The organism is Bradyrhizobium sp. NBAIM14, assembly GCF_020193895.1.
Lineage (GTDB): Bacteria > Pseudomonadota > Alphaproteobacteria > Rhizobiales > Xanthobacteraceae > Bradyrhizobium > Bradyrhizobium yuanmingense.
This window is the reverse complement of sequence record NZ_JADYVQ010000040.1, coordinates 1-15507: the sequence shown is the minus strand read 5'-3', so window position 1 is coordinate 15507 and position 15507 is coordinate 1. Positions and strand designations below refer to the sequence as shown.

Below are 15507 nucleotides of genomic sequence, written 5' to 3'. Positions count from 1 at the left end.
ACATCCCGGTCTGAGCTCCTCCCACCCCCTCCGTTAACCCTTTGCTAACCATACACCCGGCAAGAATTGCCGGGTGAAGTCGAGTGTCGTCGGCCGCGTTTAGAACGGGAGCTCCCGTGGACGCCAGTGCGGTGCCTCACTTTCGGAACGGCGGCCCGTCGGCCGCCGCGCAGACGTTTGGGGCGCGCGGACGGCAGTCGCGCGGGGAGGCAGCTACCATGGTCGACGTCACGGCAGGACAGGGCGTAGGCAGCGCAAGGCCCTCGATCCCTTCCCTCAATGACATCGTCACCGTCCTCAAGCGCGGCGACATCGCGCTGGCGCTCGGCGTTCTCACCATCCTGGTGGTGCTGATCCTGCCGCTGCCCGCGATCGTGCTGGACGTGTTCCTGGCGATCTCGATCACGCTCTCGATCCTGATCCTGATGACGTCGCTGTTCATCCAGACGCCGCTGGAGTTCTCGGCCTTCCCGACCGTCCTCCTGATCTCGACTATGCTGCGGCTCTCGCTCAACATGGCCTCAACCCGGCTGATCCTGTCGCACGGGCACGAGGGCACGGCCGCCGCCGGTCACGTCATCGAGGCCTTCGGCAACTTCGTGATGGGCGGCAATTTCGTCATCGGCATCATCGTCTTCGCCATCCTGATCATCGTCAATTTCGTCGTCATCACCAAGGGCTCGGGCCGCATCGCCGAAGTCGCCGCCCGCTTCCACCTCGACGCCATGCCCGGCAAGCAGATGGCGATCGACGCCGACCTCGGCGCCGGCCTGATCGACGAGAAGGTCGCCAAGGAGCGGCGCAAGGAGCTCGAGGACGAGAGCGGCTTCTTCGGGGCCATGGACGGCGCCTCCAAGTTCGTCCGGGGCGACGCCATCGCCGGCCTCCTGGTCGTGTTCATCAACGTCGTCGGCGGCATCATCATCGGCGTCGCGCAGCAGGGCATGTCCTTCGCCGACGCGGGGCGCACCTACACGCTGCTGACCGTCGGTGACGGCCTTGTCACCCAGGTGCCGGCGCTGATCGTCTCGACCGCGGCCGGCCTGCTCGTCTCCAAGGCCGGCGTCTCCGGCGCCGCCGACAAGGCGCTCATGAAGCAGTTCTCCGGCTATCCGCAGGCGCTGGCGATGTCCTCGGCGGTGATGCTGGTGCTGGCGGCGCTGCCGGGCATTCCGACCCTGCCCTTCCTCGCGCTCGGCGCCGGCGCCGGCGCGCTGGCCTGGAACGCCCGCAACCGCAACCGCGTGGCGGCCAAGGCCGAAGCCGCCGTTCACGCCGCGCCCGCTCCGGGAACGCCGGGTGCGCCGGGCGCTGCCGCGACGGAAGAGCCGATCTCGGCCGCGCTCAAGATCGACGACCTTAAGATCGAACTCGGCTACGCCCTGCTGCCGCTGGTCAACGGCCCTGACGGCACCGACCGCCTCACCGAGCAGATCAAGGCGCTGCGCCGTTCGCTCGCGATCGAGATGGGCTTCGTGATGCCGGCGGTGCGCATCCTCGATAACGTCCAGCTCGAGGCCAACACCTACATCATCAAGATCAAGGAGGTCGACGCCGGCACCGGGAAGATCTGGCCGAACCAGTTCATGGTCATGGACCCCGGCGGCGGCCAGGTGCAGGTGCCCGGCATCCACACCACCGAGCCGACCTTCGGCCTGCCCGCAACCTGGGTCGATGCCAGCCTCAAGGAAGAGGCCTCGCTCAAGGGCTACACCGTCGTCGACGCCGCGACCGTGCTCTCGACCCATCTCACCGAGCTGCTCAAGGCCAACATGTCGGACCTGTTGTCCTACGGCGAGGTGCAGAAGCTGCTCAAGGAGCTGCCGAAGGAGCAGAGCGAGCTGGTCAAGGACATCGTCCCGGGCCAGGTCACGGTCTCCGGCATCCAGCGCGTGCTGCAGCTGCTGCTCGCCGAGCGCATCTCGATCCGCGACCTCTCCACCATCCTCGAAGGCATCGCGGATTCGCTCGCCTTCTCGCGCAACCCCGCGACCATGGTCGAGCACGTCCGCGCCCGCCTAGCGCGGCAGATCTGCGCGCAGAACACCTCTTACGCCGGCTATCTGCCGCTGATCGCGCTGTCGGCGAAATGGGAGCAGGCTTTTGCCGAATCCATCATCGGCCAGGGCGAGGAGCGGAGCCTTGCCATGCAGCCCTCGAAACTTTCGGAATTCATGACCGCCGTGCGCGAGGCTTTCGAGCGCGCCGCCCGCGAGGGCGAGGCGCCGGTGCTGGTCACCTCCGCTTCCATTCGGCCCTTCGTGCGCTCCCTGGTGGAACGGTTCCGGGCCCAGACCACCGTGCTGTCGCAGGCGGAAATCCACCCCAGGGCGAGGCTGAAAACCGTCGGAAGCATCTGATTTGCCTTAAGAAGCCGTGTGTTTTTCAGCCACAGGCAAATGGTTTTTGAGTTCCTGGCGCCTTGTCGACCAAGGCCTCTAAAGCCCGGCACTAGGCTCATTATAGCTTTGAAATAATTATATAAAAGAACGATCAAGGGTCGCCTTTGATCGCGATCTATCACGTCATATCACGCCCTTGTGATGGCCCCTTGGGAACGAATCCCCCCGATACTAGGTTGATGGGCACCGGAAGCATGAACCTGCCTCAAACGGCTGGCGACTACTTCGGGTAGATGGCGGCAGGAGGCTTCCATGAACCACTCGATCTACAGCGCAGATCGCGCGACCCATTTGAAAATCGTGGTCGTCGCCCTCGTCGCAGGGATCGCGGTGGCTGGCCTCGGCATTACGGCACGCTCGGGTTCGGATGAAGGCCTGACCCAGACCGCCCGCGTCATCAAGGCCGGCAAGCCGGTCGTTGTCACCAGTTCGAACGCGTCCCTCGTTCGCTAAGGAGACCTGACGAGTTTTGTGAATTCACGCGGCTCTTTACCAGCCCCCCAAAGTCGCCACGTGGATATGTAGACGACCCCAACCCCAAGTCGACTACAGAAAGCGCCCGCCCCCCACGGGCGCTTTCCCATTTCTGGTACCTCGTCATTGCGAGCGCACGCGCGTCCAATTCGTCATTGCGAGCGCAGCGAAGCAATCCAGACTGCCTCCGCGGAAAGACTCTGGATTGATTCGCTGCGCTCGCAATGACGGAGCAAGCGGCACGGCCCTGCCTGCCAACTACCTTCCCCCATACGTCGGCGGCGGCGCCTGCACGGTCGGGGCGGCGGCAGCGAACAGCTCGTCCTTGCGTCCCGAGAGCGGCGGATAGATGCGCTTGCGGTTGATGGTCTGTTTGGTCGCCTTCGCGGCCGCGCCGGTGGCACGGACCTCGCGATTCCATCCTTCGGTATAGAGCGCGCCCCAGCCGCCGAGGTCGAGCACGGTGACGTACCAGTCGATCCGCAGCGGCAGCATGGGCAGGCCGACGAGATCGGCGACCACGTTGTGGCCGGCGAAGCGGCCCATGGGACGGGCGAACTGACAGGACATCAATGTCGGATGCAGCCCGTCGATCACGCTCGAGGCGACGTCGCCGGCCGCGAACACGCCGCCGACATCGGCCACGCGCATGAAGGGATCGACGAGCAGGCGCCCGAGCGAATCGCGCCCGCCCGGAAAGGTCGCCGCCAAAGGGCTTGCCCGCATGCCCGCGCACCAGATCACCGTCCGTGCCGGAATGAATTCGCCCGAACTCAGGCGCATGCCCGCGGCCTCGATCGCGGCGACACGCACGCCGAGCCGCGTCTCGATGTCGAGCGAAGCCAGGGCCGTCTCGATCACCGGGCGCGCGTTCGCGCCGATGCTGGCGCCGACGCTCGGATTGGGATCGACCAGGATGATGCGGCGGCTGCCGGTGATCCCTGCGCGCGCCAACCGGTCCGGCATCTCAGCTGCGACTTCGATGCCGGTGAAGCCGGCGCCGACCACGACCACCGTTGAATGGCCCGGAGACGGCGCGCTGCGTCCGAGCGAAACTAGATGATCTTCAAGGCGGAGCGCCGCGGCATAGGTGTCGACGTCGAAGGCGTGTGCGGCCAGGCCGGGAATATCGGGGCGCATCACCGCGCTGCCGAGCGCCAGCACGAGGCGGTCATAGTGCAGCGTCTCCTTGCCGGCGCTGGTGACGAGCGAGATTTCGCGCCGGGCCGGATCGATGGCCTCGACCTCGCCGAGGCCGTGGCTGACACCGATCGGATCGAGCAATTGTCCGAGCGGAAGCGCGACCTCGCTGAGGTCGACCTCGTAATTGCGCACGCGGATGTTGTGATAGGGATTGCGGTCGACGAGACGGATCTCGATGTCGCGGTCGCTCGCGCCGATCTCCTCGCGCTTGCGCGCAGCGCCGATGGCCGCCCACAAGCCCGCAAACCCGGCGCCGAGCACGACGATACGCGCCATCTCCGCCTACTGCACTTTCCCGACACCCGCGGTCAGCCCGCGGAGACAGACTAGCGCAACAACAGGCGCCGACCAAATGCGGCGGCGTCCGCGCCGCTGCACAAAATCGCGATTTATGCCTCGCGCAGCTCCGACGGCGTCGCGCCAAAGCGCTTGCGGAAGGCGCGGTTGAAGTAGGACAGATCGGAGAAGCCGGAGGAATGCGCGATGTCGCTGATCTTGCGCATCCTGGCGCGGGGATCGCCGAGCAGCTTGCGCGCGTGGAGCAGGCGCTGCTCCAGCACGAATTCGGTGAAGGTCGTGCCGGCCTGCTCGAACAGGCGCTGGGCCTGGCGCGGGCTGAGGCCTGAGCGCGTCGCAACTTCGGCGAGGCAGAGATCGTTACGGCCGAGTGCGGCCATCACGTCGGCGCGCATGAGATCGAGGCGCGCCGCCGCCTGCCCGCGGCCGCGGGCGCGGCTTGCGTGCTCGGCATCGGTGCCGAGCAGGAGACCGACGAGATCGATCATGTGCTGCGCGGTCAGGCGCTGGCCGACCGCATCGAGATGCGGCGCGTGATTGGCGGCGAGCGCGTGGTAGCGGAAGATGGTCTCGGCGACTGCGCCGTCGACGAGCACCTGCGAGAGCTTGTCCTCGGCGCGTGGATTGATGTCGAGCAGCGCACGGCGCGGCATGCGAATGCTGGTGAAGCGGTCTGCCTCGGTGTGGCCGACGGTCCCGGTCACGCTCATGTCGACGAGCACCATCTGGGCGGGCGTGAGCTCGACGGTGTGGCCGTTTTGCCCGACGCGGACGAGCCCTGCGTGGGCCGCGATCAGGACGAGATCGTCGCTGCCGTCGGCAAGGTGGCTCTGCGTGCGGGAATATTGCGCCGAGGCGCCTTCCGGAATGGCGAGCATGATGTTGTCGACGACGCTGATCTGCAGCCGGCAATCGATGCTGTCGCCATGGCTCGGCCCGATATCGAGGCCGCAGCGACCGACGGCCCGCTCGCGCCAATGCTCGAAGGCCGGACCGTGCGGCAGGCCTGCATATTGGTGAAGGAAGATGCCCGGCGTTCTCGCTGCATCCATCTGATTTTCTCGCCCTTTCCGGCATCAATCGCGTTCAAATTCCGGGAATTTGACGCCGTGGACCGAGGCGAGGTTCAAATCGAGGGCGGATTCGGGAGCACTTGTCGGGCTGCGACAGCGGGATGGACCGTGGCGACAGTCGCCGTGGCACCTATTTTTGCGCGGGCGCCTGCGGTTGGGCCGGCGGCACGGTCTCGATCAGCTTGCCGGAAAACACCGGGGCGGAGGTCGGCTGGCCGTTCGGCGAGCCGCCCGCCTGCTCGATGGTGACGGCGAAGGTCGCGCTATTGACGACCTCGGCATCGTAGGAGGCGAGCAGTGGACGCGCGGTGAAATCGCCGGCACCGATCACGCCGAGCGAGCGCGGGCGCGGCAGCTTGTCCGAGATCAGCCAGAGCTCGAAGCTCTTGCCGGGCTCCGGCGTCGCGCCGACCTTCCGCACCGTGAAATTCCGCGTCGCGCCGTCGATGGTGAGGATGAAGGCGGGGCCACCGCCCTGGCCCTGCAGCAGCGCAACATATTGCGCGGAGGCGGCGAGCGGCGCGGCCGGCGTCTTCACCTCGACCGTCTGGATGCGCGGCGGGGGACGCAAAGCGCCCGGCAGCGCGTCGGGCAGCAAGATCTGCAGCGACAGCGTTACGAGCAGCGCGGCCGCGAGCGCGCCAATGGCGGAAGCGATGGTGCGCCAGCGCTTCACCCGGCTCTCGAGACGAATCACATTGCTGTCGTCGACCACCGGCGCTTGGGCCGCACGGACGAGGTTGGCATCCGGCGCATGGACTTGCGGGATGAATTGCGGCGCGATGTCCGGAACAGCATCAAACTCGGGACGCGGCGCCTCAGGCGCGGCGGCTTCGGGCTGCTGCACCTCAGCCGACTGCGAGCTCTCGGGCGGAGATTCCGCAGCTGCCAGCGAGGACGTCTCGGGCACAGGCGGCTGTGGTGGCGGCGAAGCTTCGGCAGGCGCAGGCGGCTCCTGCGCGGCGGTCGTGCGCGCGATCTCCGCCCTGATGTTCTCCCACACGATCGGACGCGGCTCGACCGAGCCGACCATCTGGTTGAGCACGCCGAGCCGATAGGCCCAGGCCTGCACGATCTCGGCGAACGCCGGGTCCACCGCCATCATGGTCTCGACCTGCGCGCGCTCGTCGGCGCCGAGCGTCCCGAGCGCATATTCCGCGGCGAGCGCGATATGGTCCTCCGTGTAGGCCATCAATTGCAGTCCAGAACCACCCTCATCATCCAAGCGATCACAGTCCGAGGCACTCCCGGATATCCAGCATGCTGCGCCGCAGCCACGTCTTCACCGTGTTGACCGGCGCTGAAAACTTCTCCGCCAATTGCTCGCGGCTCCAGCCGTTGTAATAGGCGAGCAGCACGAGCCTCTGACGGTCCGGCTCGAGCCGGCCGATGCATTCCAAGAGCCGCTTCAGCTCCTCGGTCATCTCGCGGCGGGCCAGTGGATCGGGACTTTCGGCCGCGACCTCCATCGCCTGAGGCTCTTCCTCGATGGAGGCTTCCGACTTCTTGCGGACGACGTCGATCGCGCGGTTGCGCGCGATCGAGGCCATCCACGTGATCGGCGAGGACAGGGCCGGATTGAACTGGCCGGCGCTGTTCCAGATCTTGACGTAAGTCTCCTGAATGACCTCCTCCGCGAGATCCTGCCTGCGCAAGATACGGAGCACGACGCCATAGAGTTTCGCGCGCGTGGCGGCGTAGAGGCGCTCGAACGCGGCCTGATCGCCCTTCGCCACCGCCTCAATCAACCCGACCAGCTCCGCTGGCGTCAGCATTCAGCCCCCCAACACGCGGGCCGTCGCGTTCCGCGTAGACCCCGGCACCGCACCACCATAGCGCGCGGCCAAGCGGACCACCAAGGGGCGCGGCGCCACACTGTGGACAGCACATGCAAAAACCCGGACCTTGCGGGTCCGGGTTTTGACAATTCCTGGAGGGGCGGGCTAGCGGCTCAGGCGACGGCGCCGATGCGGGCACGCATCAGGCCGATGCTGTCGAGGTCGGCCTGCTCGCGGGCGTTCTCCTCGGCGCGCTCGCGGGCCTGGTCGCGCTCGTCGAGCAGCTCGACCTTTTTCAGCTCCTCGAAGGCCTCGGCCAGTGCGGCCTTGGCTTCCTCAAGCTGGCCCTTGAGCTCGTCGGCCGAGCGGGTCAGGTTCTCGCGGCGCTGGATCGCGGCTTTGGCGTAGGTCGGGTAGGCGAAGTGCGAGGGATCGTTGATCCCGGCGCGCTCCTGCTCGGTCTGGATCTCGCGTTCGAGATCGACCGACATGCGCTGGAAGTCGGCGATCATGGTCTCGATCTGGGTGACCCGGCGGCGCTTCTCGTCGACCTGAAACTTCTTCAGGCGGATGAGGGTATCTCGTGACTTCATCGACTCGTACTCCCCAGAAGTCCCCCCGCTGCACGTGGGACGATACCGGTCACCCCACGGGCCCGAAGGGGGCCCAGACCGGCTCTGCTACTCTGTGGGATCGGATGATGACCGGACAAAGTTAGCGTTCCGTTTCCAAATTGCCGAGGATTTGCGCCAATTGGCGATAGCCCTCCGCGAGCGATGCCTTTTCGTCCTTGCGCTGGCGCAGGAAGGCTTCCAGCGGCTCGTTGAGGCGGATGGCCTCGTCGACCTCGGGACTGGAGCCGGCGCGGTAGGCGCCGAGACGGATCAATTCCTCCATGTCGGCATAGGTCGCCATCACCTGGCGCGCCCGCTGGATCACCGGCCAGAACTGCGGATCGGCCGATTTCGGCATCGTGCGCGAGACGGATTTGAGAATGTTGATCGCGGGATAGCGGCCGCGCTCGGCGATCGAGCGCTGCATCACGATGTGGCCGTCGAGGATGCCGCGGACGGCATCGGCGATCGGCTCGTTATGGTCGTCGCCGTCGACCAGCACCGTGAAGATCGCGGTGATGGCGCCCTCGCCCAATCCCGGCCCGGCACGCTCCAGCAGCTTCGGCAACTCGGTGAAGACGGTCGGCGTGTAACCCTTGGCCGTCGGCGGCTCGCCGGCAGACAGGCCGATCTCGCGCTGGGCCATCGCAAAGCGCGTCACCGAGTCCATCAGGCAGAGCACGTCCTTGTCCTCGTCGCGAAAATATTCGGCGACCGCGAGCGTGAGGTAGGCCGCCTGGCGGCGCATCAGGGCCGGCTCGTCGGAGGTCGCGACCACCACGACTGAGCGCGCAAGGCCCTCCTCGCCGAGATCGTCCTGCAGGAATTCCTGCACCTCGCGGCCGCGTTCGCCGATCAGCCCGATGACACTGACATCGGCATCGACGTTGCGCGCCAGCATCGACAGCAGCACCGACTTGCCGACGCCGGAGCCTGCGAAGATGCCCATGCGCTGACCGCGGCAGCAGGTGAGGAAGGTGTTCATGGCGCGCACGCCGAGGTCGAGCGGGCTGCCGACGCGCTTGCGCGAATGGGCGGGCGGCGGCGTATTGCGGAACGGCATCGGCGAAGAGCCCTGCGGCAGCGGCCCCTTGCCGTCGATCGGCTCGCCCAGCGCATTGACGACGCGTCCCAGCCAGGCCGCGGACGGCCTCACTTGGTTGGCGGCATTGGCGATGACCGCCTTGCAGCCGCGGCGCACGCCCTCGAGGCCGGCGAACGGCATCACCACGGCATTGTTGCCGGAGAAGCCGATCACCTCGCACGGAATGGTGCGGTTAGCGCCGGTCTCGATCACCAGCCGCGCGCCGACCGACATCGCGTGGATAGGGCCGGCCACCTCGACCATCAGACCGCGAACGCCGACCACGCGGCCATAGATGTTGATGCCGTCGATGTCGCCGATCTGTTCGGCCAGCGCCTTCATCGGGGGGCCTTCATCAGCAGCGCACCTTCATATGAGGGTCCTCATGAGATGGTCGCCTTCGGTGATCCCGGGACATCACGGTGAAAACCTTAAGTTTCGCCATATTTCTGAACGGCGCTTAACTTCGTGTTTACCCGCATCATTAATCATTGCGTCACTGTCTTTGAGACTGAGCGTGCCTCCCCTTCAGAAGAAGGCTGAGTCGCGGGAGTCGGTTAGGCCCGTCTCTTAAAGTGGAGCTTGAACGGAATCGGGTAACGAAAGCTGCTTCGTACGCAAGACCTTAGGGCGATTCGACAAAAATTGCACCGGGGGGACTTGCGTTCCAGAATCAGACTTTGTTAACCATCTGTTGTCAGGATCCGAATCAGTTGTTCAAAGGCGTTTTGTTGAGTGCCGCGAATGCGGCCGACCTGACGCCCAGGAGCGGCGACTATGGGGAACTGGCATGCGCGTTTTGCTGATTGAAGATGACAGCGCCGTCGCGCAGTCGATCGAGCTGATGCTGAAGTCGGAGAGCTTCAACGTCTACACGACCGATTTGGGGGAAGAAGGCGTCGATCTCGGTAAACTATACGATTACGACATTATTCTCCTCGACCTCAACCTGCCCGACATGTCCGGCTACGATGTGCTCAAGCAGCTCCGGGTCTCCAAGATCAAGACACCGATTCTGATCCTCTCCGGCCTCGCCGGCATCGAGGACAAGGTCAAAGGTCTCGGCGTCGGCGCCGACGACTACATGACCAAGCCCTTCCACAAGGACGAGCTGGTGGCCCGCATTCACGCCATCGTGCGCCGCTCCAAGGGCCATGCCCAGTCGGTCATCCAGACCGGCGACCTCGTCGTCAACCTCGACACCAAGACGGTGGAAGTCGGAGGTCAGCGCGTGCATCTGACCGGCAAGGAATATCAGATGCTGGAGCTGCTCTCGCTCCGCAAAGGCACGACCCTCACCAAGGAAATGTTCCTCAACCACCTCTATGGCGGCATGGACGAGCCCGAACTGAAGATCATCGACGTCTTCATTTGCAAGCTCCGCAAGAAGCTCGCCAACGCCTCCGAGGGCCGCAACTTCATCGAGACCGTCTGGGGCCGCGGCTACGTGCTGCGCGAGCCGCACGAGGCCGACGAGCGCATCCCCGCCTGATCCCTGGGTTACGTCGCGAGCCCAGTCAGGCTCGCTCCTCCCAGCCTGGACCCCGCCGCAAATGGCGGGGTTTTCGTTTTTGGGGGGACGCTTCATTGGAAGCTTAACGTTTGAACCCCTAGCCTTCCCCTGCCGACGAATGGTCGCTGCACGATGGGGGAACGATGATCCTGCAATCACTCGCCGGCCTGCCCGCCTTCCTGGTCTATTTCTGCACCGGGCTGATCGTGATCGTGGCCTATCTGTTCGTCTACACCCGCATCACGGCGCATAACGAATTCCAGCTCATTCGCGACAACCAGCCGGCCGCGGCGATCGCGCTTGGGCTCAGCCTGCTCGGCTTCGTGGCGCCGCTGGTCAGCGCCATCGCGCATTCGGCCAACGTGCTGGACTGCCTGATCTGGGCGACGATCGCGCTGATCGTGCAGGTCATCGTGTTCTATCTCGTCAAGGTTCCGGTGCCGGACTTGTCGAGGCGCATCGATGACGGCGAGCTTGCCCCGGCGATCTGGCTCGGCCTGTCCTCGCTCGCCGCGGGCCTGCTGAACGCCGCCAGCATGATCTACTGACATGGCCGACAAACCCGCCAAGAAGGAGTTCGGCAAGCGCCGGCCAGTCGCCGAGCCGCCGCGACCGCCGGTGAAGCGCTCCGGCCACGTCGCGCTGCTGGTGATGGGCACGATCGCCGTCGGCACCACGGCCTATACCTTGATGCCGCGGCAGAACTGCGAGCCCACGCCCGGCGCCGTGCCGGGGCAGACGACCACGACCTGCACGAGCAGCAGCAGTTCGTCGGGCGGCAGCAGTTCGCGCTGGTCGTCGCGATCGAGCTTGTTCAGCGGCGATTCCTCCAGCCATTCCTCGTCGGGAACGTCGTCCAATGTCAGCCATAGCAGCGTGAGCCGCGGCGGCTTCGGCTCGTTCGGCCACGGCTTCTCGGGCGGCGGCTGATCCATGCAGCGCATCACCTGCCTCGAGCGCGACGACTGGCGGGAGACCGCCGCACGATGCGGCTTCGTCTTCCACACCATCGACGGCGAGCGCTATTGGGACGAGCGCGCCTATTATGGCTTTACGCTGGAGGAGATCGAGCGAGGCATCGAGGCGCCGACCGGCGAGATCGACGCGATGTGCCTGGAACTCGCCGGCCGCGTCATCGGCGACGAGCGTTCCTTGCGACGGCTGAAGATTCCGGAAGCGTTCTGGGGCCTGATCGTCGAGAGCTGGAAGCGCGACGACCGCAGCCTCTACGGCCGGCTCGATCTGAGGTTCGACGGCAAATCGCCGGCAAAGCTGCTCGAATACAACGCGGACACGCCGACCTCGATCTTCGAGGCCGCGGTGTTCCAATGGACCTGGCTCGAACAGGCGATCGAACGCCGCGTCATCCCCTCGCGTGCCGACCAATTCAACTCCATCCACGAGCGGCTGATCGCGGCATGGAAGGAGATCGCTGGGAGCCGTCACGTCCATCTCACAGGGATCACCGGCAACGAAGAGGACGCCGGCACGCTCGCTTATCTCGAAGACACCGCGCGCCAGGCCGGACTCTCGACGACGCTGCTCGACATCGAGCAGGTCGGCTGGCGCGACGAGGCCGGCGGCTTCGTCGATCTCGGCGAGAACGACATCGCGCTCGCCTTCAAGCTCTATCCCTGGGAATGGATGTTCCAGGACGCCTTCGGCGCAAAGCTGAAGGATGCGCCAACGCGCTGGATCGAGCCGCCGTGGAAGGCGGTGCTCTCCAACAAGGGCATCTTGCCGCTGCTCTGGGAGATGTTTCCGAACCATCCCAATCTGCTGCCGGCCTTCTTCGAGGACGATCCGCGCGCCGCCGAGCTCGGCACGTCCTATGTGCGCAAGCCGCTGCTGTCGCGCGAAGGCGCCAATGTCACGCTGGTCTCCGGCGGCATGCCGCTCGACGAGCAGACGGGGCCGTACGGCGCCGAAGGTTTCGTACGTCAGGCGCTGGCACCGCTGCCGAACTTTTCGGGCTGCTATCCGGTGATCGGAAGCTGGCTGGTGAACCACGAGCCCTGCGGGATATCGATCCGCGAGGACGAGAGCCCGATCACGGGCAACCGCTCGCGGTTCTTGCCGCATGCGATTTTGTGATTTTGTCATTCCGGGGCGCGACAAAGTCGCGAGCCCGGAATCCATAACCCCAGTCGGATGAAATGGCCCTGGTCTAACCGCCTGCCTATTTCGATGGCCTATGGTTATGGATTCCGGGCTCCGCGCTTATGCGCGGCCCCGGAATGACAAAGAGAACTCATCTCGCCGCGGCGACCTTCAGCGGCTGCGGCATCAATCCGCCCATCGGACGGCCGGAGCGCGCGGGGTTGAGCTGATAGAGGCCGCGGCGATCGGCGATCGGGCGGAATGCATCGGTGATGCCGACGACGGATTCGGCAGCGCCCAGCAGCAGCGTGCCGTCGGCTTCCATGGCCTTCGCCATGCGCTCGAAAATCACCGCCTTGGTGTCCTGGTCGAAATAGATCAGCACGTTGCGGCAGAAGATCACGTCGAACGTGCCGAGATGGGAGAAGTCCTGCAGCAGATTGAGCTGGCGGAACTGCACCATGGCGCGAATGTCGGCGTTGAGCTGCCAGAGCTCGCCGGTTTGCGTGAAGTATTTCACCAGATGCTGGATCGGCAGGCCGCGCTGCACCTCGAACTGGCTGTAGAGGCCGGCCTTGGATTTCTCCAGCACCTCCTGCGACAGATCGGTGGCGACGATCTCGATGCGCCACCCCGCGAGCGCCGCGCCCATCTCCTTCACGCACATCGCGATCGAATAGGGCTCCTGCCCGGTCGAGGCGGCCGCCGACCAGATGCGAAGCGACTTGCGCGCCGCGCGCGCCTGGATCAGGCCCGGCAGGATGGTGCCGCGCAGGTGATCGAACGGAATCTTGTCGCGGTAGAAGAACGTCTCGTTGGTGGTCATCGCTTCGACCACGTCGGTCGCAAGCCGGCCGTCGCCGTTCCTGATCTTCAGGACGAGGTCGGGGATGCCGGGAACGCTTGCCTTGCGGGCGAGCGGCAGCAGCCGGCTCTCGACCAGATATTGCTTGTCGGCGGAGAGATCGAGACCGGAGCGCTCTTTCAGGAACTTGCGCAGATAGTCGTAATCTGCGGGCGTCACGAGCGGTCTCCAGCGAACAGGCGGTTGACCTTGGCGCCGATCTGGTTGAGCGGCAGGATCGCCGCGCAGATGCCGGCATTGGCCGCCGCGCCGGGCATGCCCCAGACCACGCTGGAGGCTTCGTCCTGCGCAATCACGCTGCCGCCGGCCGCGACGATGTCCTTGCCGCCGCGCATGCCGTCCGAGCCCATGCCGGTCAGGATCACCGAGAGGATGTTGCCGTGCCAGACGTCGATGGCGGAGGTGAAGAGCGGATCGACCGCAGGCTTGCAGAAATTGACGGCGGGGCCGTCGTCGAGCGCGATCACAGGATCGGCGCCGCTGCGCGTGACGCGCATGTGCTTGCCGCCCGGTGCGAGGTAGATCCGTCCCGGCTTGACCGGCTCGCCGTCGACCGCCTCGGCCGCCGGCCGGCGGCTCGAGCGCGCCAGATGCTCGGCCAGGATGGTGGTGAAGGTCGGCGGCATGTGCTGGGTGATCAGCACCGGGAAGCGATCGATCACGGCGCTGAGCTCGGTGACGAGCGACATCAGCGCCTGAGGACCGCCGGTCGAGGAGCCGATCAACAGCACCTTGGGCGCCTGGGTCGAGAACGGACGCGTTGACACCGAGCCTGACGAGGGGGCCGGAGCGGGCGCAGGCGCGGCAGGCCGCGCGACAGGACTGCGCGCGACGGGAGCCGGGCTCGCCGGCGCCAGCGGCGGACTCGCAACCGCAGACTTGCGACGCAGCCGCGCGCCGAGATGGCGGATCTTCTGGATCAGGTCGTGATGGAAAATGTCCGCGGCCGACGCCTCACGCGTCGATTCCGGCTTGGGAATGTAGTCGGCTGCGCCGAGCGACAACGCCTTGAAGCTGATCTCCGCGTTGCGGCGGGTCAGGGTGGAAGCCATGATGATGACGAGATCGCGCTTCTTGGCGAGCAGTTGCGGCAGCGCCGAGAGGCCATCGAGCTCGGGCATTTCGATGTCGAGCACGGCAACATCGGGATTGATGCGGTCGAGCTGGTTGACCGCCTCGAGCCCGGTGCGCAGCGAGGCCGCGACCTCCATGTCGTGCTCGGCACCAATCCAGCGCGAGATCAGACCGCGGATGACGACCGAGTCGTCGACGATCATCACCCGCAGCGGCCCGGTTTCGCGCGACGTGCTCGTGGTCGAATTACCTGCGAACGCAACACTCATTACACACCAACTCAGACTGAAACGGTTCAGTTGAAAACAAGCGCCGAAGGATCCGTTCAGCCTCCGGGAGATCGCTCAGATCAGGCCGACTTCCTGAAATTTCGCCGTCACGATGTCCTTGTCGAACGGCTTCATGATGTATTCGTTGGCGCCGGCGTGCAGAGCGCGCGCGATATGCGCGACGTCGTTCTCGGTGGTGCAGAACACCACCTTGGGCTGGTCGCCGCCGGGCATGCGCCTGAGATGGCCGAGGAACTCGTAGCCATCCATGACCGGCATGTTCCAGTCGAGCAGCACCGCGTCCGGCAGGCCGCGCTTGCAGGCCTCCAGCGCCTTCTCACCGTCCTCGGCTTCGAGGATTTGGAAGTCGAGCCCCTCCAGGATCCGGCGCGCAACCTTTCGGATGACGCTGGAATCATCAACGACGAGACAAGTTCGCATGTGAACCTCTGCTTCCTTTCCCCTTTGCGGGGCACTTCCAATCGCAAGTCCCTCGGCGGCAATGCCGCCGTATCAGGCCGCCATCATCTCGGGCGCGAGCTCGAGGACGCGGTCGACGTCGAGGACGACCATGAGCTGGCCGTCGAGGCGGTGGACGCCGCCGGCGAGCTTGGCCATGCGGGGGTCGAGGTTCACGGGGTTTTCTTCCTTGCCGTCCTCGGGCAGGCGCAGCACCTCGCCGATCTGGTCGATCAGGAGGCCATAGGATTCGCCGCGTAGGTCGACGCCGACCGCCATCGCGGTCTTGCCGTCCTCGTCCT

General features: G+C 65.6%; 16 protein-coding genes. 6 read left to right on the top strand and 10 right to left on the bottom strand.

Features of this window, described 5'->3' with window-relative positions; translation table 11 throughout:
- Positions 1-218: 218 nt before the first annotated feature.
- Positions 219-2360, top strand: coding sequence for a flagellar biosynthesis protein FlhA (gene flhA, locus I6F28_RS36445; RefSeq protein ID WP_225143766.1), 2142 nt, complete (start codon positions 219-221; stop codon positions 2358-2360).
- A 294-nt stretch (positions 2361-2654) separates the two neighbouring features.
- Positions 2655-2855, top strand: a complete 201-nt coding sequence (locus I6F28_RS36440) for a hypothetical protein (protein WP_036011854.1) — start codon at positions 2655-2657, stop codon at positions 2853-2855.
- Positions 2856-3134: 279 nt separating this feature from the next.
- On the opposite strand, the gene I6F28_RS36435 is transcribed toward I6F28_RS36440, so the two are convergent.
- The 6 genes from I6F28_RS36435 to fliI form a co-directional block, all read right to left on the bottom strand.
- A complete protein-coding gene (locus I6F28_RS36435) occupies positions 3135-4355 on the bottom strand; it encodes an NAD(P)/FAD-dependent oxidoreductase (RefSeq protein ID WP_225143765.1) in 1221 nt (406 codons plus the stop codon).
- 113 nt (positions 4356-4468) lie between these two features.
- A complete protein-coding gene (locus I6F28_RS36430; RefSeq protein WP_036011869.1) occupies positions 4469-5428 on the bottom strand; it encodes a helix-turn-helix transcriptional regulator in 960 nt (319 codons plus the stop codon).
- A gap of 151 nt (positions 5429-5579) precedes the next feature.
- Positions 5580-6641 (bottom strand): anti-sigma factor, encoded by a 1062-nt coding sequence (locus I6F28_RS36425; RefSeq protein ID WP_036011872.1) that lies wholly within the window; start codon positions 6639-6641, stop codon positions 5580-5582.
- 37 nt (positions 6642-6678) lie between these two features.
- Entirely contained in the window at positions 6679-7224 is a 546-nt protein-coding gene (locus tag I6F28_RS36420) for a sigma-70 family RNA polymerase sigma factor (protein ID WP_036011874.1), read from the bottom strand.
- A 176-nt stretch (positions 7225-7400) separates the two neighbouring features.
- Entirely contained in the window at positions 7401-7820 is a 420-nt protein-coding gene (gene fliJ, locus I6F28_RS36415; RefSeq protein WP_025032035.1) for a flagellar export protein FliJ, read from the bottom strand.
- A 121-nt stretch (positions 7821-7941) separates the two neighbouring features.
- The gene (gene fliI, locus I6F28_RS36410; protein WP_036011877.1) at positions 7942-9267 is read right to left on the bottom strand and encodes a flagellar protein export ATPase FliI; all 1326 of its coding nucleotides are present in this window, start codon (positions 9265-9267) and stop codon (positions 7942-7944) included.
- A gap of 448 nt (positions 9268-9715) precedes the next feature.
- Here fliI and ctrA point away from each other — a divergent pair, with 448 nt between their 5' ends.
- From ctrA to I6F28_RS36390, 4 genes are all read left to right on the top strand, one after another.
- On the top strand, positions 9716-10417 hold the full coding sequence (ctrA, locus tag I6F28_RS36405; protein WP_016848562.1) for a response regulator transcription factor CtrA: 702 nt from the start codon (positions 9716-9718) through the stop codon (positions 10415-10417).
- Between the two features lie 164 nt (positions 10418-10581).
- Positions 10582-10986 carry a DUF350 domain-containing protein gene (locus tag I6F28_RS36400; RefSeq protein WP_036011880.1) on the top strand — a complete coding sequence of 135 codons (405 nt, stop codon included), beginning with the start codon at positions 10582-10584 and terminating at the stop codon, positions 10984-10986.
- Position 10987: 1 nt separating this feature from the next.
- Positions 10988-11368, top strand: coding sequence for a hypothetical protein (locus I6F28_RS36395; RefSeq protein ID WP_074448088.1), 381 nt, complete (start codon positions 10988-10990; stop codon positions 11366-11368).
- A 3-nt stretch (positions 11369-11371) separates the two neighbouring features.
- Positions 11372-12532 (top strand): glutathionylspermidine synthase family protein, encoded by a 1161-nt coding sequence (locus tag I6F28_RS36390; RefSeq protein ID WP_036011885.1) that lies wholly within the window; start codon positions 11372-11374, stop codon positions 12530-12532.
- A 157-nt stretch (positions 12533-12689) separates the two neighbouring features.
- Here the strand turns inward: I6F28_RS36390 and I6F28_RS36385 are convergent, their stop codons facing one another.
- From I6F28_RS36385 to I6F28_RS36370, 4 genes are all read right to left on the bottom strand, one after another.
- Positions 12690-13562 carry a CheR family methyltransferase gene (locus I6F28_RS36385; RefSeq protein ID WP_225115057.1) on the bottom strand — a complete coding sequence of 291 codons (873 nt, stop codon included), beginning with the start codon at positions 13560-13562 and terminating at the stop codon, positions 12690-12692.
- Positions 13559-14746 (bottom strand): protein-glutamate methylesterase/protein-glutamine glutaminase, encoded by a 1188-nt coding sequence (gene cheB, locus I6F28_RS36380; protein ID WP_225115058.1) that lies wholly within the window; start codon positions 14744-14746, stop codon positions 13559-13561. The genes I6F28_RS36385 and cheB overlap by 4 nt, the downstream gene beginning before the upstream one ends.
- Positions 14747-14821: 75 nt before the next feature.
- A complete protein-coding gene (locus I6F28_RS36375; protein ID WP_007600538.1) occupies positions 14822-15187 on the bottom strand; it encodes a response regulator in 366 nt (121 codons plus the stop codon).
- A 72-nt stretch (positions 15188-15259) separates the two neighbouring features.
- Positions 15260-15507 (bottom strand): chemotaxis protein CheW (locus tag I6F28_RS36370; protein WP_225143753.1); only part of this gene is annotated, 248 nt, incomplete at its 5' end.

Excerpts from the sequence above, each read along its gene's own strand:
- I6F28_RS36425 (WP_036011872.1), bottom strand. The coding sequence starts at position 6,641 with ATGGCCTACACGGAGGACCATATCGCGCTCGCCGCGGAATATGCGCTC.
- fliJ (WP_025032035.1), bottom strand. The coding sequence starts at position 7,820 with ATGAAGTCACGAGATACCCTCATCCGCCTGAAGAAGTTTCAGGTCGAC.
- I6F28_RS36440 (WP_036011854.1), top strand. The coding sequence starts at position 2,655 with ATGAACCACTCGATCTACAGCGCAGATCGCGCGACCCATTTGAAAATC.
- I6F28_RS36375 (WP_007600538.1), bottom strand. The coding sequence starts at position 15,187 with ATGCGAACTTGTCTCGTCGTTGATGATTCCAGCGTCATCCGAAAGGTT.
- I6F28_RS36420 (WP_036011874.1), bottom strand. The coding sequence starts at position 7,224 with ATGCTGACGCCAGCGGAGCTGGTCGGGTTGATTGAGGCGGTGGCGAAG.
- I6F28_RS36395 (WP_074448088.1), top strand. The coding sequence starts at position 10,988 with ATGGCCGACAAACCCGCCAAGAAGGAGTTCGGCAAGCGCCGGCCAGTC.
- I6F28_RS36390 (WP_036011885.1), top strand. The coding sequence starts at position 11,372 with ATGCAGCGCATCACCTGCCTCGAGCGCGACGACTGGCGGGAGACCGCC.
- I6F28_RS36400 (WP_036011880.1), top strand. The coding sequence starts at position 10,582 with ATGATCCTGCAATCACTCGCCGGCCTGCCCGCCTTCCTGGTCTATTTC.
- I6F28_RS36430 (WP_036011869.1), bottom strand. The coding sequence starts at position 5,428 with ATGGATGCAGCGAGAACGCCGGGCATCTTCCTTCACCAATATGCAGGC.
- fliI (WP_036011877.1), bottom strand. The coding sequence starts at position 9,267 with ATGAAGGCGCTGGCCGAACAGATCGGCGACATCGACGGCATCAACATC.
- I6F28_RS36435 (WP_225143765.1), bottom strand. The coding sequence starts at position 4,355 with ATGGCGCGTATCGTCGTGCTCGGCGCCGGGTTTGCGGGCTTGTGGGCG.
- flhA (WP_225143766.1), top strand. The coding sequence starts at position 219 with ATGGTCGACGTCACGGCAGGACAGGGCGTAGGCAGCGCAAGGCCCTCG.
- cheB (WP_225115058.1), bottom strand. The coding sequence starts at position 14,746 with ATGAGTGTTGCGTTCGCAGGTAATTCGACCACGAGCACGTCGCGCGAA.
- ctrA (WP_016848562.1), top strand. The coding sequence starts at position 9,716 with ATGCGCGTTTTGCTGATTGAAGATGACAGCGCCGTCGCGCAGTCGATC.